This is a genomic window from Bacteroides sp. 214 (assembly GCF_010501015.1).
Taxonomy (GTDB): Bacteria; Bacteroidota; Bacteroidia; order Bacteroidales; family Bacteroidaceae; genus Bacteroides.
In genome coordinates, this window is sequence record NZ_QVML01000002.1 from 328388 (window position 1) to 351280 (window position 22893).

At 41.9% G+C, this 22893-nt stretch carries 21 protein-coding genes; 17 read left to right on the plus strand and 4 right to left on the minus strand.

The annotated features are described in order from the left end of the window. The first annotated feature begins 7 nt into the window (after positions 1–7). The 7 genes from D0T50_RS03045 to D0T50_RS03075 are packed head-to-tail and all read left to right on the plus strand — an operon-like array spanning position 8 to position 7202. Positions 8–1561 carry a lysine 5,6-aminomutase subunit alpha gene (locus tag D0T50_RS03045; protein ID WP_163221855.1) on the plus strand — a complete coding sequence of 518 codons (1554 nt, stop codon included), beginning with the start codon at positions 8–10 and terminating at the stop codon, positions 1559–1561. A 12-nt stretch (positions 1562–1573) separates the two neighbouring features. After that, the gene (locus D0T50_RS03050) at positions 1574–2362 is read left to right on the plus strand and encodes an OAM dimerization domain-containing protein (protein ID WP_163221857.1); all 789 of its coding nucleotides are present in this window, start codon (positions 1574–1576) and stop codon (positions 2360–2362) included. A gap of 30 nt (positions 2363–2392) precedes the next feature. Continuing rightward, a complete protein-coding gene (locus D0T50_RS03055) occupies positions 2393–3028 on the plus strand; it encodes a 3-oxoacid CoA-transferase subunit B (RefSeq protein WP_163221859.1) in 636 nt (211 codons plus the stop codon). Between the two features lie 12 nt (positions 3029–3040). Continuing rightward, positions 3041–4180 (plus strand): acyl-CoA dehydrogenase, encoded by a 1140-nt coding sequence (locus D0T50_RS03060; protein ID WP_163221861.1) that lies wholly within the window; start codon positions 3041–3043, stop codon positions 4178–4180. A gap of 8 nt (positions 4181–4188) precedes the next feature. Next, positions 4189–4971: an electron transfer flavoprotein subunit beta/FixA family protein gene (locus D0T50_RS03065; RefSeq protein WP_163221863.1), complete on the plus strand. Its 783-nt coding sequence runs from the start codon at positions 4189–4191 to the stop codon at positions 4969–4971. Between the two features lie 11 nt (positions 4972–4982). Further along, positions 4983–5984 (plus strand): electron transfer flavoprotein subunit alpha/FixB family protein, encoded by a 1002-nt coding sequence (locus D0T50_RS03070; protein ID WP_163221865.1) that lies wholly within the window; start codon positions 4983–4985, stop codon positions 5982–5984. An 18-nt stretch (positions 5985–6002) separates the two neighbouring features. Continuing rightward, positions 6003–7202, plus strand: a complete 1200-nt coding sequence (locus tag D0T50_RS03075) for an acetyl-CoA C-acetyltransferase (RefSeq protein WP_163221867.1) — start codon at positions 6003–6005, stop codon at positions 7200–7202. A gap of 2 nt (positions 7203–7204) precedes the next feature. Here the strand turns inward: D0T50_RS03075 and D0T50_RS03080 are convergent, their stop codons facing one another. From D0T50_RS03080 to D0T50_RS03090, 3 genes are all read right to left on the minus strand, one after another. Continuing rightward, complete coding sequence (locus D0T50_RS03080) at positions 7205–8737, minus strand: pectinesterase family protein (protein WP_163221869.1); 1533 nt, start codon at positions 8735–8737, stop codon at positions 7205–7207. A 123-nt stretch (positions 8738–8860) separates the two neighbouring features. Further along, the gene (gene eno, locus D0T50_RS03085) at positions 8861–10141 is read right to left on the minus strand and encodes a phosphopyruvate hydratase (RefSeq protein WP_163221870.1); all 1281 of its coding nucleotides are present in this window, start codon (positions 10139–10141) and stop codon (positions 8861–8863) included. 157 nt (positions 10142–10298) lie between these two features. Then, positions 10299–10967, minus strand: a complete 669-nt coding sequence (locus tag D0T50_RS03090; RefSeq protein ID WP_163221872.1) for a pentapeptide repeat-containing protein — start codon at positions 10965–10967, stop codon at positions 10299–10301. Positions 10968–11061: 94 nt separating this feature from the next. Here D0T50_RS03090 and D0T50_RS03095 point away from each other — a divergent pair, with 94 nt between their 5' ends. Next, positions 11062–12468 (plus strand): amidophosphoribosyltransferase, encoded by a 1407-nt coding sequence (locus D0T50_RS03095; protein ID WP_163221874.1) that lies wholly within the window; start codon positions 11062–11064, stop codon positions 12466–12468. A gap of 108 nt (positions 12469–12576) precedes the next feature. After that, complete coding sequence (locus D0T50_RS13920) at positions 12577–14508, plus strand: ATP-binding protein (protein WP_370520865.1); 1932 nt, start codon at positions 12577–12579, stop codon at positions 14506–14508. Between the two features lie 15 nt (positions 14509–14523). On the opposite strand, the gene D0T50_RS03105 is transcribed toward D0T50_RS13920, so the two are convergent. Beyond that, on the minus strand, positions 14524–15540 hold the full coding sequence (locus D0T50_RS03105) for an ABC transporter ATP-binding protein (protein WP_163221876.1): 1017 nt from the start codon (positions 15538–15540) through the stop codon (positions 14524–14526). A 519-nt stretch (positions 15541–16059) separates the two neighbouring features. On the opposite strand from D0T50_RS03105, the gene purU reads away from it, so the two are divergent. The 8 genes from purU to lysA are packed head-to-tail and all read left to right on the plus strand — an operon-like array spanning position 16060 to position 22799. Then, positions 16060–16914 carry a formyltetrahydrofolate deformylase gene (purU, locus tag D0T50_RS03110; RefSeq protein WP_163221877.1) on the plus strand — a complete coding sequence of 285 codons (855 nt, stop codon included), beginning with the start codon at positions 16060–16062 and terminating at the stop codon, positions 16912–16914. A gap of 7 nt (positions 16915–16921) precedes the next feature. Beyond that, positions 16922–17518 carry an imidazole glycerol phosphate synthase subunit HisH gene (gene hisH / locus D0T50_RS03115; protein ID WP_163221879.1) on the plus strand — a complete coding sequence of 199 codons (597 nt, stop codon included), beginning with the start codon at positions 16922–16924 and terminating at the stop codon, positions 17516–17518. Then, on the plus strand, positions 17515–18234 hold the full coding sequence (hisA, locus tag D0T50_RS03120; protein ID WP_163221881.1) for a 1-(5-phosphoribosyl)-5-[(5-phosphoribosylamino)methylideneamino]imidazole-4-carboxamide isomerase: 720 nt from the start codon (positions 17515–17517) through the stop codon (positions 18232–18234). Before hisH ends, hisA begins: the two co-directional genes overlap by 4 nt. Continuing rightward, a complete protein-coding gene (gene hisF, locus D0T50_RS03125) occupies positions 18234–19007 on the plus strand; it encodes an imidazole glycerol phosphate synthase subunit HisF (protein ID WP_163221883.1) in 774 nt (257 codons plus the stop codon). Before hisA ends, hisF begins: the two co-directional genes overlap by 1 nt. Next, entirely contained in the window at positions 18994–19599 is a 606-nt protein-coding gene (hisIE, locus tag D0T50_RS03130) for a bifunctional phosphoribosyl-AMP cyclohydrolase/phosphoribosyl-ATP diphosphatase HisIE (protein ID WP_163221886.1), read from the plus strand. The genes hisF and hisIE overlap by 14 nt, the downstream gene beginning before the upstream one ends. Further along, entirely contained in the window at positions 19584–20276 is a 693-nt protein-coding gene (locus tag D0T50_RS03135; RefSeq protein WP_163221888.1) for a cell division ATP-binding protein FtsE, read from the plus strand. The genes hisIE and D0T50_RS03135 overlap by 16 nt, the downstream gene beginning before the upstream one ends. Before the next feature lie 38 nt (positions 20277–20314). After that, positions 20315–21634 carry an aspartate kinase gene (locus tag D0T50_RS03140; protein ID WP_163221890.1) on the plus strand — a complete coding sequence of 440 codons (1320 nt, stop codon included), beginning with the start codon at positions 20315–20317 and terminating at the stop codon, positions 21632–21634. Positions 21635–21641: 7 nt separating this feature from the next. Then, positions 21642–22799, plus strand: a complete 1158-nt coding sequence (gene lysA / locus D0T50_RS03145; RefSeq protein WP_163221892.1) for a diaminopimelate decarboxylase — start codon at positions 21642–21644, stop codon at positions 22797–22799. Positions 22800–22893: the final 94 nt, after the last annotated feature.

Here is a 22893-nt window from a genome sequence, read left to right on the forward strand (position 1 = left end):
CATAACAATGCAACATAGCAAATTGGGTCTTGATTTTGACAAAGTGGCGAAAGCCAAAAAAGTATCTAAAAAGATAGCAAGTGAAGTGCAGAGATTTGTAGATAACTACACCACTGTAGCGGTAGAAAGAACGTTGTGCCGCTTGCTGGGTATAGATGGAGTTGATGAAAATGGTGTGCCACTTCCTAACATACTCATTGATGAATTGAAAGACCAGAATGTACTTTCGGAAGGTATCCTCTTTTATTTAGGGAATGCTATTGCCGAAACCGGATTGTCACCCCAACAAATAGCCGAAGATGTAACAAGTGGACGGCTGAATATTGTTAAACTTCCTATTCATGAAACATCAGAAATAGAGCAAGCCTTGCAATGCTACGTAGATGCCAGCATTACTCATATTGATAACCGTAAGGCGAAAAGAAACCACTATTTAGATACCATTGGCGAAGGAAACAAACCCTACCTTTATGTGATAGTGGCTACCGGAAATATTTACGAAGATGTTGTTCAGGCACAAGCAGCCGCCCGTCAAGGAGCAGATGTAATTGCGGTAATCCGTACTACGGGACAAAGTTTGCTGGATTATGTTCCTTATGGTGCTACCACAGAGGGATTTGGCGGTACCTATGCTACACAAGAGAATTTCCGTATTATGCGCCAAGCCTTGGATGAAATAGGCGAGGAGGTAGGGCGCTATATTCGTCTTTGTAACTATTGTTCTGGGCTTTGTATGCCCGAAATAGCGGCGATGGGTGCATTAGAAGGCTTGGATGTAATGCTCAATGATGCCCTTTATGGTATTCTTTTCCGCGATATTAATATGAAACGTACGTTGGTAGATCAATTCATGTCGCGCGTTATCAACGGCTATGCAGGTGTTATCATCAATACTGGCGAGGATAATTACCTCACTACTGCCGATGCGGTGGAACAAGCGCATACGGTATTGGCTTCTGATTTTATCAATGAGCAACTTGCTCTTATGGCAGGGCTACCCGAAGAACAAATGGGATTAGGTCATGCCTTTGAAATGGATCCCGATTTGGAGAATGGCTTCATTTTAGAATTGGCGCAGGCACAAATGACACGTGAAATCTTTCCTAAAGCACCTCTGAAATACATGCCTCCTACCAAATTTATGACCGGAAACATTTTCCGTGGACATGTACAGGATGCCTTATTTAATATGATTGGCATATGGACTTCGCAAGGTATTCAGTTGCTGGGTATGCCTACCGAAGCGATACACACACCGTTTATGTCGGATAGGTATCTCTCCATTGAGAATGCACGATATATCTTTAAAAACATGAAAGATATAGGTGATGAAATGGAATTCAAAAAAGACGGAATAATCCAAAAACGAGCTCAATTAGTGCTTGATAAAGCAATAGACCTATTAGAAAAAATAGAAGCTGAGGGACTGTTTACCGCTTTGGAAAAAGGAATCTTTGCAGATATTAAACGACCGAAGAACGGTGGTAAAGGACTGAGTGGAGTAATAGAAAAAGGGAATAATTACTATAACCCTTTTGTAGAACGCATGTTAACGAAATAATACCATACAACAATGAGTGGAGGATTATATAGTACCCATAAGAACGAGTTTGACCAAACGTTAGACTTGAAAAAAATAAAGCCTTATGGCGATACAATGAACGATGGTAAAACGCAATTGAGTTTTACGCTTCCGGTGCCTGCGGGAGACGAAGCCATAGAGGCTGCCAAACTCCTGATGAAGAAAATGGGATTTGACAACCCCCAGGTAGTGTACATGAAAGAGCTGACAGAAGGTTTTACTTTTTTCAATTGCTACGGAAGCTGTACTCATACGGTAGATTATAGTTCCATTTATGTGCCGAAGGTGGAAGCTACCCGGTGGGGTATGAACGAGACAGATGAGTTTATCAAACAACATATTGGTCGCCCTATTGTGGTAATAGGAGCAAGCACAGGAACAGATGCTCATACTGTAGGTATTGATGCCATTATGAATATGAAAGGCTTTGCCGGACATTACGGGTTAGAGCGCTATGAAATGTTCGAGGCGCATAATCTCGGTAGCCAAGTGCTTAACGAAGACTTTATAGCTAAAGCCATTGAACTGAAAGCCGACGCGTTACTTGTTTCTCAAACCGTAACGCAAAAGGATGTACATATACAGAACCTCACCGAACTGGTGGAAATGCTGGAAGCGGAAGGATTGCGTGATAAAATAATCTTAGCTTGTGGTGGTCCGCGTATATCACACGAGCTTGCTAAAGAGCTTGGCTATGATGCAGGATTCGGCATGAATAGTTATGCGGACGATGTCGGTTCTTTTATAGCACAAGAAATGGACAGACGCTTGAATTTATAACTTGAATTACAAACATTAAATCTAAATAGCATGGATAAAAATGAAATAAGGGAAACCATAGCTCGAAGAGCGGCTAAGGAATTGAAAGACGGCGATGTGGTAAATCTCGGAATTGGTTTGCCAACTCTCATTCCTAATTATCTCCCGGATGGTGTACATGTTATTCTCCAATCCGAAAATGGTTTACTTGGCATGGGGGCTTCTCCTGCGGTTGGCAGTGAAGACCCGGAATTGATTGACGCGGGTGGTGGTTTTATCACCATGAATACAGGTGCGGCTAGCTTTGATAGTGCTACTTCGTTTGGTGTCATTCGTGGTGGACATGTAGATGTTACTGTACTTGGTGCACTTCAGGTAGACGAGAAAGGAAATCTGGCGAATTGGATTATTCCTGGGAAAAGAGCACCCGGTATGGGTGGCGCAATGGACTTGCTTATTGGTGCCAAAAAAGTAATCCTGGCCATGGAGCATACCGCGAAAGGAGCTTTTAAGATATTGAAAGAGTGTACGCTTCCTCTCACAGCTGCCGGACAAGTAAATCTCATTATAACCGAAATGTGCGTGATTGAAGTAACTCCTGAAGGCTTGTTGCTGAAAGAAGTACATCCTGAGTTTACAGTAGAACAAGTGCAAGCGGCTACGGAGGCGAAGTTGATAATAAATTAAAACCACCAAAATATGAATTTTACCCCAACCCCTCAACAACTCCTTTTTCTGCAAATGATACGGGAGTTTGCCGAAAAAGAAGTTAAGCCTCTTGCTGCTGAAGTGGATGAACAGGAACGATTCCCCCAAGAAACTGTCGAAAAGATGGCGAAACTGGGGCTCTTAGGTATTCCTATTCCTACCGACTACAATGGTGCCGGCGGAGATAACGTACTTTATGCAATGGCTGTGGAAGAGCTTTCGCGTGTATGTGCCACTACAGGCGTGGTTGTATCCGCACATACTTCTTTGTGTGGTGCTCCGCTATTTGAACATGGTACTCCCGAACAAAAGGCAAAATACCTTACAAAGATTGCCTCGGGCGAATGGCTTGGCGCTTTTGGATTGACCGAGCCCAATGCCGGTACGGATGCTTCGGCGCAACAAACCATTGCTGTTAGAGATGGTGATAACTATATTCTCAATGGGTCAAAGATATTTATTACAAATGCGGGTCCCGCCGAGCTGTACATAGTTATGGCAATGACAGATAAGTCACAAGGCACACGCGGCATCTCTGCTTTTATTGTAGAGAAAAGCTTCCCGGGGTTCTCTATTGGTAAGAAAGAAAAGAAGATGGGTATTCGCGGTTCTGCAACCAGCGAACTTATTTTTGAAAACTGTATAGTTCCTGCCGAGAACTTATTGGGTAAAGAAGGTAAAGGTTTTGGTATTGCCATGAAAACGCTCGATGGTGGGCGTATTGGAATTGCTGCACAAGCTTTAGGCATTGCGCAAGGTGCGCTCGACGAAACAGTGAAATATGTGAAGGAGCGTAAGCAGTTCGGAAAAGCTATCGGACAGTTTCAGAATACACAGTTCCAATTGGCGGATCTTGAAACAAAGATACAAGCAGCACGCTTATTGGTTCGTTCGGCAGCCTACAAAAAAGATATGAAACAAGACTACTCTGCCGATGCGGCTATGGCGAAACTCTTTGCAGCCGAAACCGCAATGGAGGTTACTACCAAAGCGGTGCAATTTCATGGAGGATATGGCTATACCCGCGAATATCCGGTGGAGCGCATGATGCGTGACGCGAAGATTACGGAGATTTACGAAGGTACTTCGGAAGTACAGCGTATGGTTATTGCTGCTAAATTGTTAAAATAGGAAGGAATATGAAAATAGTCGTTTGCATAAAGCAAGTGCCCGATACCACTGAAATAAAACTCGACCCGGTGAAGGGAACTTTGATAAGAGAAGGTGTACCAAGCATCATGAACCCCGACGATAAAGGGGGACTCGAACTCGCCCTACAGTTGAAAGATAAATTCGGTGCGCACGTAACTGTGTTAACTATGGGACCGATGCAAGCCGATGCTATCCTTAGAGAAGCGTTTGCCATGGGTGCCGATCGTGCTATCCTACTTAGTGACAGAAAGTTTGCAGGTGCCGACACATTGGCTACCTCAAATACCATAGCCGGAGCATTGCGGGCATTATCGTTTGATTTGGTTATTACCGGAAGGCAGGCAATAGATGGAGATACCGCACAGGTAGGGCCACAGGTGGCAGAACACCTTGACCTGCCGCAGATAACATATGTGGAGCAGGTGGAATATAATGGCAACAACTTACTTACCGTTCGCAAAGCTACAGAAGAGGGATATCAACAGCTGGAGGTAGAACTCCCATGTGTACTTACTGTATTGGCTAGTGCGAATAAAGCACGCTATATGTCGGTAAGGGGCATTGTCGAAGCGTTTGATCGTGAAATAGAGGTGTGGAATTATGACCATATTGAAGTGGATGAAGATAAACTTGGCTTGAATGGCTCACCTACCCGTGTAGCAAAATCTTTCAGCAAGGGGCTCAAAGCGGCCGGACAAACATTTGAAGTAACACCTGCCGAGGCTGTAGATATCATCATCAATAACCTGAAAGAAAAATTCATCATTTAAAGCGCTTCATTATGGATAAATCAATGTATAAAGGTGTATATGTGTTCATAGAACAGCGTGAAGGGATGATTCAGAACGTAGCGTTTGAACTATTGACCAAAGCACGGGAGTTGGCAGACACACTGAATGAAAAAGTTTATGCAATACTTCTTGGAGACAAAATAGCTGATAAAGCAATTGAGTGTGTTTACTTTGGCGCGGATACAGTGCTGTGTGTGGATGCTCCCGAACTGAAAGAGTATATTACAGAACCCTATGCGCAGGCTGTTTGTCAATTAGTAAAGGAATACCACCCAAGTATTTTACTTATTGGTGCAACTACCATTGGTCGTGACTTAGGGCCGCGTGTGTCAGCACGGTTAGGCACAGGTCTTACAGCCGACTGTACTGCACTTGCCATTTCCGAAGATCGCGACTTAATGATGACTCGTCCGGCTTTTGGAGGAAATCTCATGGCTACGATTTTGTGTAAGGAGCATCGTCCGCAGATGTCTACCGTTCGACCGGGAGTTATGCGTATTGGTGTGCGTGATACACACAGAAAGGGCGATGTCAAACAAGTGAAGATAACGTTCGACAGCTCTAAGTTTAAGGTACGACTGGTGAAAACAGTTAAAGAAGAGAAGCAACTGGTGGATATAACCGAGGCGAATATCCTCGTGTCCGGTGGACGTGGAGTAGGTAATAGCGAAGGATTTGAGATGCTTCGTGACTTTGCTAAAACGATTAATGCAGAGGTGTCTTCTTCCAGAGCAATGGTAGACGCAGGCGTTATGTCGCATGACAGGCAAGTGGGACAAACAGGCAAAACGGTGCGTCCCGATGTTTATTTTGCTTTGGGTATATCGGGCGCTATTCAGCACCTTGCAGGTATGGAAGAGTCGGAATTTATCATTGCCATTAACAAAGATAAATTTGCTCCTATCTTCCAGGCTGCCGACTTGGGGATTGTAGGTGATGTAAAACAAATCATTCCCCTGCTTATAGAGAAACTGAAAAGCTTAAAATCTTAAATACTAAAAACTCAACGTATGAAAGTATATATTATCGCTGCTAAAAGAACGGCAATTGGCAAGTTTTTGGGAACAATAGCGAATGTTCCTGCCGTAGACTTGGCTGCCACGGTTATGAAAGATATTATTAGCGAGAGTAAGATAGACCCCGCCATGCTCGATGAAGTTATTGTGGGGAATGTACTTTGTGCCGGATTGAAGCAAGGAGTTGCCCGTCAGGCGGCTATCAAAGCCGGTATTCCGCAAGAGGTGCCTGCCTACGGTGTAAATATGATTTGCGGTAGTGGTATGAAAAGCATCATGATGGCATACAACAGTATTAAGGCGGGCGAAGCCAACTTGATATTGGCGGGAGGAACCGAATCAATGTCGGGTGCGGGTTTTGTAACTCCCGGCAGTGTGCGTGGTGGACAGAAAATGGGTAATATCATTTCGGTAGATCACATGGTGTACGATGGTTTAACCGATGCCTTCAGCGGATTGCACATGGGAATAACTGCCGAGAATGTAGCTGAACAATATAGCATTACCCGTGAACAGCAGGATGCTTTTGCTTACGCCTCCCAACAAAAAACGATTGCAGCTATTGATGCAGGTCGTTTTCAGAACGAAATAGTGCCAGTAGTTATCGAAACACGAAAAGGGACTATTACCTTTGAGGTAGATGAGTTCCCTAATCGCGAAACAACAGTAGAGAAATTAGGTAAACTCAAACCTGCTTTTAAGAAAGATGGAACAGTAACAGCAGGCAATGCATCGGGTATTAATGATGGAGCCAGCTTCGTGCTTGTGGCTTCCGAAGAGATGGTTCAGAAACTGGGTATCACTCCTATGGTAGAAATCATTACCGTAGCACAAGCAGGTGTAGATCCAAGTGTTATGGGAATGGGACCTGTTCCTGCTATTGCTAAGGCACTTAATAAAGCTGCGTTGAAATTAGGAGAAATGGATATTATAGAACTCAACGAAGCCTTTGCTGCGCAATCGCTTGGGGTTATTAAACAACTCTCTCAAGATCACGGTGTAAGCGAAGCATGGATTCACGAAAAGGCAAATATCAATGGTGGCGCATTAGCGTTAGGACATCCTATTGGCGCTTCGGGCAACCGTATTGTGGTTTCTATGATTCACGATATGCTCCGCACCAATAAGAGCTATGGATTGGCATCGCTCTGTATTGGTGGTGGCATGGGTACTGCGTTGGTTGTAAAGAGATAATATTATATCTCTGGTTTCCAACCTAGTACAAATTCTGGATTAGTATAATTCCGAATAAGCTCTCCGTCTTTCTCGGCGGAGAGTTGGCGGGATAACGGATGGCGTTGCGATACGTCTACCGGGTTTCCATCTGTTGTACGACTGTTATATTCCCAGTAGTGCAAGTGGCTGGTGTTGCCACTGATGCCGCCCCAACCTTCGGGTTTTATATTATCCAACGTGCAGTTTATTAGAACGGCTTCGGAGTAGGGGTATCCTTTTCCATGATTGGCAGAGGTACGGGCAATAACCGCGCCATTACCTTGTCCGTAGAAGGCACAATTCACGAATACATTTCCATGATTGGCATCTGTATTTCTTATCCACATAAAAGGGCCGCGACTATATAGCGTGCAGTTTGAATAGTAACCCGGACCGCGTCCCAGTATCGTGTCGCCATCGCCATCTATTCTGCAATTTTCAAGATATACCGATCCGTTAGCTTGCAAAGCATCTCCCGAACCAATGATATGAACATTCTTCAGGTAGTTGCGTTCGCCCATAATCAACAATCCCTCGGCTTGTCCTTTTAGAGTTGTTTGAATGGTCATGTCTTCAAAACGAAGGTCGTAGCAATTGTCGGCAGCGAAAGCGGCTCGTCGAGATGGGAATGTGCCCGGCCATTCGTTTGTTTTCAGGTTAATGGGGTGGGGGTTAAACGTTTCGTTATTGGCATAGTGCACCACTACTCCTTCGCGACTTTCACCTTTCAAGGTTACGTTTTGTTTGTTGCGGAAGTAAACAAGCTCTTCGTAGTTTCCATTTTTGATAAAAACTTCGTATCGCTCCTTGCTGAAATCAGGAATAAAATCCATAGCTCCTTGCACGGTGTTGAAATCGCCACTTCCGTCAGCGCTAACTATTAGCTTGCGAGCAGTAGCTGCCGGTGCTTTCTTTTTTGTTTTGAAACGCCAAACAGCATTCGATTGTATACCTTGAAAATCGTTCTTCTCGGTAGAGAGCACTCCACTATCTATGGTTACATAATACTCTTTGCCATACTCCAACAGGTTGTGGTGTGGATAGATTGTTGCGGTATGCTCGCGGATGATAATGGGGTAAAAACGAAACCCATCTGTAAATCGTCCGATAATCGTTAGCTGGTAGAGCGTAGTATCGCGCATGGCAAGACCCGATGGAGTGCCTGGTACTGTATTGGCGTTGGTGTAGTTGGTTGTTTCGTACACGTAAGGCTCTTTTGTGTAGTCGGCAGCTTTCTTGCGAATCATATCCGGATTGCTTTGGTCGGGACCGGCAGGTATGCTCATATCCAAAGATTCCACCAAGCGATTGGTGCCCGCTTCGTATATGCGGATAACTCCTTTGTTGCCCAACGTGGACTCTTCGGCAAAGGTGATTTTCAACTGTGTGTCCGGGTTTACTTCTTTTGCGCCATTGGCAGGAAAGAATATAACTGAATTGTCGGTTGGCTTAGGTGCGCACGAAAAAAGAATCGCCAGCAGGCTAAGCAGGAGGATAAAAGATTTGTGTTTCATTTGTTTGTGAATTTATTTGCTGCCAAGTTAATAATTCTTTTTGTTTTATGCAAAAAAGAAGGCGCACCTCTCGATGCACCTTCCTTCAATCATTATTCTATGAATAAACTCCAAAGAGGAGATTTATTTCACTCTTTTGTAACCATAAACTGCACGGCAACCCAATTCTTCTTCAATGCGAAGCAATTGGTTGTATTTAGCCATACGGTCAGAACGGCTCAAAGAACCGGTTTTGATTTGTCCGCTGTTAGTAGCTACTGCGATGTCGGCAATTGTAGCATCTTCTGTTTCTCCCGAACGGTGAGAAGTAACGCTGGTGTATCCATGACGGTGAGCCATTTCGATAGCTTCAAGCGTTTCGGTCAATGAACCAATTTGGTTCACTTTGATAAGGATTGAGTTTGCGCAACCCATTTCGATACCTTTAGAAAGGAACTTCACGTTGGTTACGAACAAGTCGTCACCTACTAACTGACAACGGTCGCCAATGCGTTCTGTAAGAGCTTTCCAACCATCCCAGTCGTTTTCGTTCATACCGTCTTCGATAGAGTCGATAGGGAATTTGTTGATTAGTTCTTCGAGGTAGTCTACTTGTTCGGCAGCAGTACGTTTTTTACCTGTAGCGCCTTCGAACTTGCTGTAGTCATAGATACCATCTTTGTAGAACTCAGAAGCAGCACAGTCAAGACCGATTGTGATGTCTTTTCCTGGTTCGTAGCCTGCAGCTTTGATAGCAGCAAGAATAGAGTTCAATGCATCTTCGGTACCTTCGAGAGTTGGAGCGAAACCACCTTCGTCACCTACAGCAGTGCTCAAACCACGATCGTGCAATACTTTCTTCAAAGCGTGGAATACTTCAGCACCCATACGCAATGCTTCGCGGAAGCAGCAAGCACCTACCGGACGAATCATAAATTCTTGGAATGCAATAGGAGCATCACTGTGCGAACCACCGTTGATGATGTTCATCATAGGAACAGGAAGTACATATGTGTTTGTTCCGCCGATGTATCTGTAAAGAGGCATTTCAAGATAATTAGCAGCAGCTTTTGCTACAGCCAATGAAACGCCAAGAATAGCGTTAGCACCAAGCTTTGATTTGGTAGGAGTACCATCAAGATTAATCATAGCATAGTCGATACCTCTTTGGTCGAGTGCGCTCATGCCTACGAGATGTGGAGCAATTGTATTGTTGATGTTTTCAACAGCTTTCAATACACCTTTACCCAAGTAACGCTTTTTGTCACCATCGCGAAGCTCAAGAGCTTCGTTTTCGCCTGTTGATGCACCCGATGGAACAGAAGCACGTCCTGTTACACCACACTCTAATGTTACATCTACCTCTACGGTTGGGTTCCCTCTTGAATCGAGAATTTCTCTACCGAAAATTTTTTCTATTCTCATTTGTTTTGTAATTAAATAAAGTAAATACTATTGTTTTTCTTTCTATACTGTTTGACAACAACCGATGCGCTTTTGTGCGAGCGATTATTTTGTTGCAAAAGTAGTGATTAGTTGTGATATTATCAAATTAGCTTTTTGATAAATTAACGCGACCTTTTCAATCTTCTATTCTCATTTTTAGTAACGGAAGCAGTTCCAATGCTTGTGCTGTACTGACGATAGCTCCACGCAAATCGGCTATTTGTACTTGGATGCCTTCAATGCGGGATGTGCGTAAGTCAACTCCATTTAAAGGTGTGCGTATAAACTCAGTTTCTACCAATAGGCAGTTCTCGAACTGTACTTCGGAGAATCTACATTCCATAAAGCTTCCGCTTTGGAGGTCGCAATCGGCAAAACGAACTTTTGTTATCTTGCTCATGGATAGGTTGATATATCTGTTATTGCAATTACTCATTGTGATGTGATTGAGCGTGGCTTCGGAAAGGTTGGTGCCCACCAATTTACACGATTCAAACGAAACTCTATGCAGGGAACTTTGCGCAAAAGATACATTGGAAAGATCGCAGTTTACAAAACTTACATCGCTAAGCTGTGCCGATGCGAAGAAGCAGTCCATAAAGAGACAGTTATAGAAAACGCAATCTCGCACGGTGAGGTAGGGGCGGTTCATCATATTCACCATCTCTTTCTCACTGCGGATGTGTTCAATGATATCTTCTTGCATAAAGATACGTCCCAGCTCTGTGCGTGTTTCTATCTCATCTGTAAGCGCGGGAGGGGCAATCTTGCCGATTCGTGTGGTATTTACCTTTCCTTTTTTCATTCTTTTGCTATTTTCACAGCACAAAGATAACAGATTGGTGAATTCTTTTTGTATTTTTGCGCTTCAAATATAGAGAACATAAATACATATATCGATGGGAGGTTTTTTCGGAACAGTGCAGAAAGCAAGTTGTGTGACAGACTTATTTTATGGAACAGACTATAATTCGCACTTGGGTACAAAACGCGGTGGTATGGCCACTTATTGCAAAGAAAAAGGATTTATCAGAGCCATACATAACTTAGAAAGTGCTTACTTCCGAAATAAATTTGAACCCGGGCTAAATAAGTTTTCCGGAAATGCGGGGATAGGTATCATTAGCGATACCGACGCGCAACCTATCATCATCAACTCACATCTTGGCAAATTCGCCATTGTTACCGTAGCCAAAATAACCAATCTTTCCGAACTCGAAGAAGAACTTCTCAGCCAGAATATGCATTTTGCCGAACTAAGCTCCGGCAATACCAATCAGACTGAGTTAATTGCACTACTTATTATTCAGGGAAAAACCTTTGTAGAGGGAATTGAGAATGTATATAATAAGATAAAAGGTTCTTGCTCCATGCTGCTGCTGACAGAGGATGGCATTATTGCTGCACGCGATAAACTGGGACGCACACCGATTGCTATTGGTAAAAAAGAGGGCGCGTATGCAGTAAGTAGTGAGTCGTGTAGTTTTCCTAATCTCGATTTCGAACACATTGCCGATTTAGGACCGGGTGAAATAGTTCGTATTTATGAAGATAGAACCGAGCAAATGCGTAAGCCCAACGAGGAGATGCAATTTTGTTCTTTCTTGTGGGTGTATTATGGTTTCCCAAATTCGTGCTACGAAGGACGTAATGTAGAAGATGTACGCAATGCCAGCGGATATAAAATGGGTGTTGGCGATACTTCGGATGTGGATTATGTTTGTGGTATTCCCGATTCTGGAATAGGACAAGGACTTGGTTATGCACAAGGTATGGGTGTTCCTTACAGGAGAGCTATTAGCAAATATACACCTACATGGCCACGTAGCTTTACTCCCAGTAATCAAGAAATGCGCGACCTTGTAGCGCGTATGAAACTGATTCCCAATCGTACCATATTAGAAAATAGACGTATCATATTTTGTGATGACTCTATCGTTAGAGGAACACAGCTTCGTGATAATGTAAAAGTGTTATTTGAGTACGGAGTTAAGGAGGTACATATGCGTATTGGTTGTCCGCCACTGATTTACGCCTGCCCGTTTATTGGTTTTACTGCTTCCAAGAGTAATCTCGAACTTATCACCCGTCAGGTTATTAAAGAACTGGAAGGTGATGAGAATAAGAATCTCGAAAAATACGCAACTACTGGTTCGCCACAATATCAGCAAATGGTAGATGTGATAGCTAAGCGTTTAAAGCTAACCACACTAAAGTTTAATTCCCTTGAAACATTGATTGAGGCTATAGGACTACCCAAGTGTAAGGTATGCACCCATTGTTTTGATGGGTCGAGTAGGTTTTAGACTTTTGGATTAGCTAATGCTTTTGCCATTCATACCATACTATATTGTGTTATATAAAACTTTTATTACATTTGCAAAATAATACCTACCTACTATACGCAAATCGGAATGGCGATTACTTTTAAAAATGACACATTATTCTCGAAGATACTCTTTTCGACTCTAACTCCTTTAGTCCTTTTATTATCCTTCTTGTTGTGGTTTTCTTCAGACCTATTGTATAAAAACACAAAACAGAAAGTAGAGGAAGAATCCGTTTTTTACGCCAATCAAGTTTCTAAAGTAGTAAATTCAACCTTCTTTGATAACTCTGCATCGTTAATCTTAGCAGGTGAACAAATAAAAATGCTCGATCACAAAGCTTCTGATTATCGCGATCAGGTAAAAAAAGTGCTTACCACATTCCTGAAGGTGCAACCCGATTTATATAGCGTTTTTATTGCATTGGAAAAGGGTTTTGTTACCGAAGATTGGTTTATGATGGATGTAACCATTGTGGATGGCGAGATGGTGGATTTTTTGGATACTACAGGTTATGTTGATTTGGAAAATGCGGCCGCACCTTGGTATAACGTACCCATGCAGTCTGGTAGTTTCTATTTTAACAATGTTGGTGTATATGATTATGGTGAAATAGGCGGAACTGTTTATGTGTCAACATTGAGCTACCCCATAAAGCAAGGCGATGTAATAGTTGGAGTTATTGGGGCTGATGCCTTTTATGGAAATTATTATGGGTTCTTGAGTGAAATGCAAATTGAAAACCAGCAAGGAGTTGTACTTGTAGACAAACAAGGGGAAATTCTTTATTCTCGGCAAGAAACTATGATTGGTAAAGTTATCTTTGATTTATGTGATTTCAAAGATGAGGATGCGATGCGAGAGGCATTACTCAAGGATATTCCTTATGTTGGTGAAAACAAATCGCTACTGTTTGATGGTGAATCTTTCATTTATATTTCCCCCATTAATGATGAGAACACAGTAGAGCCTGTGTATTTACTTGTAGACAAACCGGTAGAACCTTTATATCGTAATGCGCGAGACATCAGTAAAATTATTTTGTTGATAGGAGGAATTATTTGTTTACTGCTAACGCTTGGTGTGTATTCCTCTGTCTATAAGTCTATTAATGCGATAAAAGGTGTAACGGCTATTGCTAATCAGATAATAAAGGGGAATTATAAAATAGATTATACGAAATACATAGATAGTAGTAGACGGAACAAGACCGATGAAGTATTGGTGCTTGAAAGTTCTGTTGTACAGATGCTAAATCAAATCAATACCCACAATGACGAACGCGAAAAGATAAATAAGGAATTGGCAATAGCTAAAGAGAAAGCAGAAGATTCCAATCGCTTAAAGTCGGCTTTTCTTGCCAATATGAGTCATGAAATACGTACGCCGCTCAATGCAATTGTAGGATTCTCCAGTATTTTAGAAACAACAGACGATCCCGAAGAGAAAAAAGAATATGTAAGTATCATTGAGAAGAATAACCAATTGCTACTTCAGTTAATAGGTGATATATTAGACCTTTCAAAGATAGAGGCAGGCACACTTGAGTTTATCTACTCGGATTTTAATCTTAATGACCTCATGAGTACTGAAGAAAGTACTATGCGTTTGAAGCAATCCAACCCAAATGTAGATATTGTATTTGAATCGGGCTTGCCATATTGCTGTCTTAACTCGGAAAGAAACCGCTTGACGCAGGTGTTAACTAACTTTATTAGTAATGCCATGAAGTTTACAGAGAAAGGAAGTATTCGTTTCGGCTATCGAATGGATGAAAAGCGAAAGGGCTTTCTCTATTTTTATGTTACCGATACCGGTATTGGTATTCCTAAAGAAAGGCAGAAATCCATCTTCGAACGTTTTGTGAAGCTGCATAGCTTTGCACAAGGGACCGGACTTGGGCTTTCCATTTGTCAAGTAATTGTAGAACAGCTTGGTGGTACGATTGGTGTGGAGTCCGAAGAAGGGGTGGGTTCTACTTTCTGGTTTAGCATACCTTATCGTCCTTGTTCTTCGTAAGTGTGTTGTGTGTGTTTATAAAGAAACGCTTGGTTTTAGATTCTCTTTTACTATAAACAGTAACTCTTCAATATTTGAGACATGAATTGGCGTATTATCTCCTATATATATAAGGTATAGTTCATCGTTTATTTCAATGCGACACGAAGATTCTATTTGGTTGTTTGCTAAGATGTTATTTCGAGCAAGCGCTTTTTGTGTCATAGTGTATCTGCTTCCTTCTCCGTTTAGTTTTATTTGATGGGTGTATTCGTTGTTTACGCGGAAAAGTCCGGTTTCTGTATCGAAGCTAACCCCTTTGCGTCCAAAGAAAGTATTCAGCTTGCCGCTTAATGAAAGATCCTCGGGTGTTCCGATAGTTACACCATACGCCTTATCCATCACCCAAAGTTTGTCGGCTATTTGTAGTGCAAGTTCGAGGTCATGTGTCGATAGAAAGATTGTTTTGTTTGTTTCGCGGCTGAGCTGGTGAAGTAGCTGCATAATCTCCACCTTACTAGGGAAATCGAGAAAAGCGGTTGGCTCATCGAGGAAGATGATAGGAGTGTCTTGTGCAAGTGCTTTGGCGATCATTACTTTTTGTCGCTCACCATCACTAAGAGTATGTACCATGCGGTTGGACAACTCTTCGATGTGAATCATTGAAATGGCCTGTTTTACAATCTGATTATTTTCATCGTCAAGTGTTCCCCAAAATCCGGTATACGGGCTTCTTCCCAGTCCGATGAGTTCTTCTGCAGTCATGTTCCGAACATCCAAACGATCGGTAAGTACAACACTGATTAGCTGTGCTAATTGATGAGTGGAGTATTCTTCTATTTTCTTTCCTTGTATATAAATATCTCCTGTAAGTTTGGGCTGAAAAGCAGAAAGTGTTCGCAAAAGAGTGGATTTGCCAATTCCGTTAGTCCCCAACAAACAAGTAAGTTCTCCTTGATTGATGGATGCATGGATGTTTTCGGCTACTATTTTGTTTTTCTTCTTTCCAAAATAGCCGATAGTGAGTGAATTAACTTCGATTGATTTATCCATTAAGGTTCTTTTGAAAACTTAAAGTGTTTGCAAAGATAGTGAGAATCTCGCAAAGGTAGGCAAAACCAAGTGCCGAGCAAAACTTGCCAATGGGTTAATATCCACTCCAAATGTAGTTTTTCTAAATAGGTCTTCACCTTCACAAAACGCAATAAGTAGATGACTGTGAGTTGGTTACGTGTGAAGACCCTCTGTTTTTGCCTTCACAGAGTTTTAACGGCTAATTTTCTGACTGTTTTTTTTAGTAAAAAGCAGTGAGAAATGGTTCAAAACTCAGTCAGAAATGGTTCAAAACTCAGTGAGATGTAAAGCAAAACTCAGTGAGAAAATACAATGCTTATGAGGCTCTCTACAACCACTTCATAGCATGGGTTTGATGTTGCTGTTGTTTTAATCTATTTGTTTCAATTTTCCCTTTCGTTGTAAACTTATTGTTTGTTCTTTTGTCTGTTGAGCAATAATTCGTTACTTTTGCGGTCTGATTATTGATAATCTGACAAATGAATTGTTAATTTAGAAATGAATACAGCCAAACTGTTGCTTTTTTGTCCCGACCAACCGGGCATTATTGCCGAAGTTACAGACTTTATTACGGTTAATAAAGGAAATATTATATATTTGGAGCAGCACGTAGATCGTGTTGAGGAGATGTTTTTTATGCGTATTGAGTGGGACTTGGATGAGTTTCTTGTCCCTAAAGAGAAAATAGAAGATTATTTTCACACGTTGTATGGGCAACGATATGGCATGCACTTCAGGCTTTATTTCTCGGAAGTGAAGCCCAGAATGGCTATCTTTGTGTCTAAACTGTCGCATTGTCTCTATGATATATTGGCGCGCTACTCGGCGGGCGAGTGGGATGTGGAGATTCCTTTGATTATCAGCAATCATCCCGATTTGAAGCATGTTGCCGATCGTTTTAATATCCCGTTTCATGTGCTTCCTATAACAAAGGAGAATAAGCAAGAGCAAGAGGCGAAGGAGATGGAATTGCTTCGGCAGCATAAAATCTCGTTTATTGTATTGGCAAGATATATGCAAGTGATTTCTGAGGATATGATAAAATCTTATCCGGATAAGATTATCAATATTCATCACTCTTTTCTTCCGGCATTTGTGGGTGCAAAACCTTATCATGCGGCGTTTGAAAGAGGTGTGAAAATCATTGGAGCAACCAGTCATTACATTACTACCGAACTTGATGCCGGACCTATTATCGAACAAGATGTAGTACGCATAACACATCGAGATGCGGTGGGCGAGCTGGTAAATAAAGGTAAGGATTTGGAAAAGATAGTATTATCGCGTGCCGTGCAAAAGCATATTGAGCGTAAAACACTAGTGTATAAAAACAAAACAGTTGTATTTAGTTAAGAATAAGATGAATGTAGCGATTATAAAATACAATGCGGGCAATATTCGTTCGGTAGACTATGCTTTGAAACGCTTGGGGGTTGAAGCTGTTATAACTGCGGATAAGTCGGTGTTGCGCAAAGCCGATAAAGTAATATTCCCTGGTGTGGGCGAGGCGGCAACAACAATGAACCACTTGCGTAAGGAGGGGTTGGATGTGTTGATAAAAAGTTTGAAGCAACCGGTACTTGGCATCTGCTTAGGAATGCAACTAATGTGCCGTCATTCCGAAGAAGGTGATGCCGACGCATTGGCTATCTTTGATGTGGATGTGAAGCGTTTTGTTCCCACCAAGCACGAGGATAAAGTACCGCATATGGGCTGGAATACCCTCCGGCAAACCAATAGTCAACTATTCAAAGGTTTTGATCAAGATGAATTTGTCTATTTTGTGCATAGCTTCTATGTGCCATTGTGCTCATGGACAGCTGCCGAAACAGATTATATTCAACCTTTCAGTGCTGCACTGCACAAAGATAATTTCTATGCTACGCAGTTTCATCCGGAAAAGAGTGGAAGTGTGGGCGAACGTATTTTACAGAACTTTTTAAATATCCAACCATGATAGAACTTATTCCTGCTATTGATATTATCGACGGGAAATGTGTTCGCCTGTCGCAAGGCGATTACAACTCGAAAAAAGTGTATAATGAAGATCCTGTAGAGGTGGCAAAAGAGTTTGAAGACCATGGAATTCGCCGTTTGCACGTTGTAGACTTGGATGGAGCAGTTTCGCAACACATAGTAAACTATCGCGTTTTGGAACGAATAGCTACACGTACTTCACTGATTGTTGATTTTGGTGGCGGCGTGAAGAGCGACGAAGATTTGGTTGTTGCTTTTGAAAATGGTGCGGAAATGGTTACAATTGGTAGTCTGGCAGTGAAGAATCCCGAGTTGTTTTTAAAGTGGCTCAATCAATATGGAGCTGCGAAAATTATTTTGGGGGCGGATGTGAAAGAACGAAAAATAGCCGTAAATGGTTGGAAAGATGAAACCACACAAGATCTTTTCCCGTTTTTGACCAGCTATATTAATAATGGAGTAGAGAAAGTAATCTGTACCGATATTAGTAAAGACGGTATGCTGCAAGGCCCTTCTACGCAACTTTATAAAGAGATGTTGGCCGAACATCCAAATCTTTATCTTATTGCAAGTGGCGGGGTCAGCAATATAGACGATATTATAGCGTTGGAAGAAGCCAAGCTACCTGCTGTGATATTCGGGAAGGCTATTTATGAAGGGAAAATTCAATTAAAAGATTTAATACGTTTTCTGTAATGCTAGCAAAAAGAATTATTCCTTGCTTAGATATCAAGGACGGACAAACGGTAAAGGGTACCAATTTTGTGAACCTACGCCAAGCGGGCGATCCGGTGGAATTGGGACGTGCATATAGTGAACAAGGAGCCGATGAACTGGTGTTTCTGGATATTACAGCCAGTTATGAAGGTCGTAAAACATTCACAGAATTGGTAAGCAAAATTGCTGCCAGCATAAATATACCATTTACAGTTGGTGGCGGAATCAATGAACTAAGTGATGTGGAGCGTTTGTTGAATGCAGGCGCGGACAAAATTTCTATCAACTCTTCGGCTATTCGCAATCCGCAATTGATTGACGAAATAGCCAAACATTTTGGTTCGCAAGTGTGTGTGTTGGCTATTGATGCAAAGCAAACGGATAGTGATTGGAAATGCTACCTTAATGGTGGTCGCATAGAAACAGAAAAGAAACTAATAAGTTGGGCGCACGAAGGACAAGAACGTGGAGTTGGTGAAATACTTTTTACCAGTATGAATCACGACGGAGTTAAGACCGGGTATGCCAACGAGGCTTTAGCTGCGCTTGCTGCACAGCTTTCAATACCGGTAATAGCTTCGGGTGGGGCAGGGAAACCAGAGCATTTTCGGGATGCTTTCTTAATAGGAAAAGCGGACGCTGCATTGGCTGCAAGCGTTTTTCACTTTGGAGAGATAAAAATTCCCGAATTAAAATCATATCTTTGTGCGGAAAAAGTAATTGTAAGAAGGAAGGATTATGGATTTCAATAAAATGAACGGACTTGTTCCGGCTATTATTCAAGATAATTGCACGAGCAAAGTGTTGATGCTGGGCTATATGAATGAAGAAGCTTATCAGAAAACATTGGATAGTGGCAAGGTTACTTTTTTTAGTCGCACAAAGAACCGTTTGTGGACAAAAGGAGAGGAGAGTGGCAACTTCTTGCAGGTGGTATCTATTCAAACAGACTGTGATGATGATACACTGCTTATAAAAGTAAACCCCGTAGGGCCAGTATGCCATACTGGAACAGATACCTGCTGGGGTGAAAAAAACCAAGAAGATATACTTTTTCTGAAAGAACTTCAGAACTTTATCAATACACGTCATGCCGAAATGCCCGAAGGTTCATATACTACTAGTTTGTTTGAATCGGGTATCAATAAAATGGCACAAAAGGTAGGCGAAGAGGCGGTTGAGATGATTATCGAAGCAACCAACGGAACCAATGAACGCATGGTATACGAAGGTTCGGATATGTTGTATCACCTGATTGTTATGCTTACAAGCAAGGGACTGGGTATTGAAGATTTGGTTCGGGAATTAAAAGTAAGACATAGTGCTACATGGAAGAAACACTGATTCAATATAAGAATGTTGATGTGTACCAACAAGAACACTGCGTGCTCAATGAAGTAGCTGTTGAGTTGCATAAAGGCGAGTTCGTCTATCTTATTGGGAAAGTCGGAGCAGGCAAGAGTAGTCTGCTGAAGACATTTTATGGCGAATTGGATGTGAAAAGCGGAGAAGCAAGAGTTATGGGGTTTGATATGCGCAATATCAAACGTAAACAAATTCCGCAGCTCAGACGAAAACTGGGCATTGTGTTTCAGGATTTTCAGTTGCTTACCGATAGGACTATATATGATAACCTGGAGTTTGTCTTGAAAGCCACAGGCTGGAAAAATAAAGAACAGATAAAAGAACGTATCAGTGAAGTCTTACTGGAAGTGGGCATGGAGAACAAAGGCTATAAATTACCTAATGAACTTTCGGGAGGCGAACAACAACGTATTGTGATAGCGCGAGCTATTCTTAACTCGCCTGAGATAATATTGGCAGATGAACCCACGGGGAACTTAGATCCGGAAACGGGTAAGGCTATTGTGCGCTTGCTGCATGCCCGAAGTGAGAATGGAGCATTGGTGGTGATGTCTACGCACAATTTGTCATTGTTACAAGAATTTCCAGGGACGGTTTATCGTTGCGAAAAGCATCAGATAGAGAATGTTACTGCCGAATATGCCAAAAATGAATAGATAAATTACTTATATAACTTTTTTAACACGGACGAAGAATGAAAGTTTTAAAGTTTGGAGGAACATCAGTGGGCTCGGCTCAACGAATAAGAGAAGTAGCCAAGTTGATTACAGGTGGAGAACGAAAGATAGTGGTGCTGTCGGCTATGTCGGGTACAACCAATTCTCTGGTAGAGATATCGGATTATTTGTATAAAAAGAATCCGGATGGAGCCAACGAAGTAATCAACAAACTAGAGGCAAAATACAAACAACATGTGAACGAATTGTATAATACGGATGAGTATAAGGCTAAAGGATATGAAATAATAAAAACGTATTTCGATTACATCCGTTCCTTTACAAAAGACTTATTCACGATGTTTGAAGAAAAAGTTGTATTAGCACAGGGCGAATTGATTTCTACACACATGATGAATTGTTACTTACAAGAGTGTGGCGTGAAATCGGCATTGATTCCTGCATTGGAATTTATGCGCACTGACAAAAATGCTGAACCGGATCCTGTTTATATAAAGGAGAAACTACAACAACAGTTGGAGGTGTTTCCCGAAGCGGAACTTTTCATAACACAAGGGTATATCTGTCGTAATGCCTACGGAGAAATAGACAACTTGCAGCGTGGTGGAAGCGACTATACGGCTTCATTGATTGGTGCGGCAATCCACTCTTCCGAAATTCAGATATGGACAGATATCGATGGCATGCACAACAATGACCCACGTATTGTTGACCAAACAGCTCCTGTTCGTCAACTTCATTTTGAAGAAGCAGCGGAATTAGCTTATTTTGGTGCGAAAATTCTTCATCCTACTTGCATACAGCCAGCTAAGTATGCTAATATCCCTGTTCGTTTGCTTAATACAATGGAACCAACAGCTCCGGGAACATTGATTTCTAATGAAACAGAAAAAGGGAAGATTAAAGCTGTAGCAGCAAAAGAAAATATCACAGCAATAAAAATTAAATCAAGTCGGATGCTATTGGCGCATGGCTTTATGCGTAAGGTGTTCGAGATATTCGAGGCAAACCAAACATCGGTAGATATGGTTTGTACTTCGGAGGTTGGTGTTTCGGTAACTATTGACAACGATAAAAACCTTAATCACATCATCGACGAGTTGAAGAAATATGGTACCGTAACTGTAGATCAAGACATGTGTATCATTTGTGTGGTTGGTGATTTGGAGTGGGAGAACCTTGGCTTTGAGGCTAAAGCGGTAGCTGCCATGAAAAATATTCCGGTTCGTATGATTTCGTATGGCGGAAGCAACTACAACATTTCTTTCTTAATTCGCGAATGTGATAAGAATGCTGCTCTTCAGGCATTAAGCGACAAGTTGTTCAATGGAAAGTAAAACGCTTATGAAAGGAACATTTCCGGTTGATAAATTCAACGAACTGCAAACTCCTTTTTATTATTACGATACAAAAGTGCTGCGTGAGACTTTAGCTTGCGTAAATAAAGAGGTTGCTAAATATCCAAATTTTTGTGTGCACTATGCAGTTAAGGCGAATGCAAATCATGATATACTTACCATTATCCGCGAAAATGGATTGGGAGCAGACTGCGTGAGCGGAGGAGAAATTCGTGCAGCAATTGCAGCGGGTGTTCCATCCGATAAAATTGTTTTTGCCGGTGTAGGTAAAGCCGATTGGGAAATCAATTTGGGACTTGATAACAATATCTTTTGCTTCAACGTAGAGTCTATTCCCGAACTGGAAGTTATCAATGAGCTGGCAGCAGCAAAAGGAAAGGTTGCTAACGTAGCTTTTCGCATTAATCCGAATGTAAGCGCGCACACGCATGCTAATATAACCACTGGGCTTGCCGAAAATAAATTTGGTATTAGCATGGCGGATATGGAACGCATAGTAGAACTGGCTATTAGTATGGATCATGTGAAGTTTGTGGGACTTCATTTTCATATTGGTTCACAGATACTGGATATGACCGATTTTGAAGCATTAAGCCATCGTGTGAACGAACTGCAAGAAAAACTTCATGTGCGTGGTGTTCATGTAGAACACATCAATGTGGGTGGTGGACTTGGAATAGATTACAAATATCCAAATGAAAACTACATGCCGAGTTTTGCCGCTTATTTCGCGACCTATGCCAAGCATCTGAAATTATACCCTCACCAAACTCTTCACTTTGAGTTGGGACGTGCTATTACCGGGCAGTGTGGTAGTTTGATAAGCAAAGTGCTTTATGTAAAGCAAGGTGCCAACAAACAATTCGCCATACTCGATGCGGGGATGACAGATTTGATTCGTCCTGCTCTGTATCAAGCTTCTCACCAGATTGAAAACATAACTTCGGAAGAGCCTTTAGAAGAATACGATGTGGTAGGTCCTATCTGCGAATCGTCGGATGTGTTTGCGAAAGGAGTAAGGTTGAATGCTACGAAACGTGGTGATTTAATTGCGCTTCGTTCGGCTGGAGCGTATGGCGAGATTATGGCCTCGCAGTATAATTGCCGGGAATTGCCCAAGGCATATTTGTCTGATCAGTTGTAGAAAGAAAATAGCAACTTCGCTTTATCCAATAAGAATTCATCCTCCTATTTAGCTCTTAAGAGAAAGTAGGAGGATGAATTGTATCAGGGTGTAT

Bases quoted from the DNA above. Each gene is read 5' to 3' on its own strand.
- D0T50_RS03045 (WP_163221855.1), top strand. From the start codon at position 8: ATGCAACATAGCAAATTGGGTCTTGATTTTGACAAAGTGGCGAAAGCC.
- D0T50_RS03050 (WP_163221857.1), top strand. From the start codon at position 1,574: ATGAGTGGAGGATTATATAGTACCCATAAGAACGAGTTTGACCAAACG.
- D0T50_RS03055 (WP_163221859.1), top strand. From the start codon at position 2,393: ATGGATAAAAATGAAATAAGGGAAACCATAGCTCGAAGAGCGGCTAAG.
- D0T50_RS03060 (WP_163221861.1), top strand. From the start codon at position 3,041: ATGAATTTTACCCCAACCCCTCAACAACTCCTTTTTCTGCAAATGATA.
- D0T50_RS03065 (WP_163221863.1), top strand. From the start codon at position 4,189: ATGAAAATAGTCGTTTGCATAAAGCAAGTGCCCGATACCACTGAAATA.
- D0T50_RS03070 (WP_163221865.1), top strand. From the start codon at position 4,983: ATGGATAAATCAATGTATAAAGGTGTATATGTGTTCATAGAACAGCGT.
- D0T50_RS03075 (WP_163221867.1), top strand. From the start codon at position 6,003: ATGAAAGTATATATTATCGCTGCTAAAAGAACGGCAATTGGCAAGTTT.
- D0T50_RS03080 (WP_163221869.1), bottom strand. From the start codon at position 8,737: ATGAAACACAAATCTTTTATCCTCCTGCTTAGCCTGCTGGCGATTCTT.
- eno (WP_163221870.1), bottom strand. From the start codon at position 10,141: ATGAGAATAGAAAAAATTTTCGGTAGAGAAATTCTCGATTCAAGAGGG.
- D0T50_RS03090 (WP_163221872.1), bottom strand. From the start codon at position 10,967: ATGAAAAAAGGAAAGGTAAATACCACACGAATCGGCAAGATTGCCCCT.
- D0T50_RS03095 (WP_163221874.1), top strand. From the start codon at position 11,062: ATGGGAGGTTTTTTCGGAACAGTGCAGAAAGCAAGTTGTGTGACAGAC.
- D0T50_RS13920 (WP_370520865.1), top strand. From the start codon at position 12,577: ATGGCGATTACTTTTAAAAATGACACATTATTCTCGAAGATACTCTTT.
- D0T50_RS03105 (WP_163221876.1), bottom strand. From the start codon at position 15,540: ATGGATAAATCAATCGAAGTTAATTCACTCACTATCGGCTATTTTGGA.
- purU (WP_163221877.1), top strand. From the start codon at position 16,060: ATGAATACAGCCAAACTGTTGCTTTTTTGTCCCGACCAACCGGGCATT.
- hisH (WP_163221879.1), top strand. From the start codon at position 16,922: ATGAATGTAGCGATTATAAAATACAATGCGGGCAATATTCGTTCGGTA.
- hisA (WP_163221881.1), top strand. From the start codon at position 17,515: ATGATAGAACTTATTCCTGCTATTGATATTATCGACGGGAAATGTGTT.
- hisF (WP_163221883.1), top strand. From the start codon at position 18,234: ATGCTAGCAAAAAGAATTATTCCTTGCTTAGATATCAAGGACGGACAA.
- hisIE (WP_163221886.1), top strand. From the start codon at position 18,994: ATGGATTTCAATAAAATGAACGGACTTGTTCCGGCTATTATTCAAGAT.
- D0T50_RS03135 (WP_163221888.1), top strand. From the start codon at position 19,584: ATGGAAGAAACACTGATTCAATATAAGAATGTTGATGTGTACCAACAA.
- D0T50_RS03140 (WP_163221890.1), top strand. From the start codon at position 20,315: ATGAAAGTTTTAAAGTTTGGAGGAACATCAGTGGGCTCGGCTCAACGA.
- lysA (WP_163221892.1), top strand. From the start codon at position 21,642: ATGAAAGGAACATTTCCGGTTGATAAATTCAACGAACTGCAAACTCCT.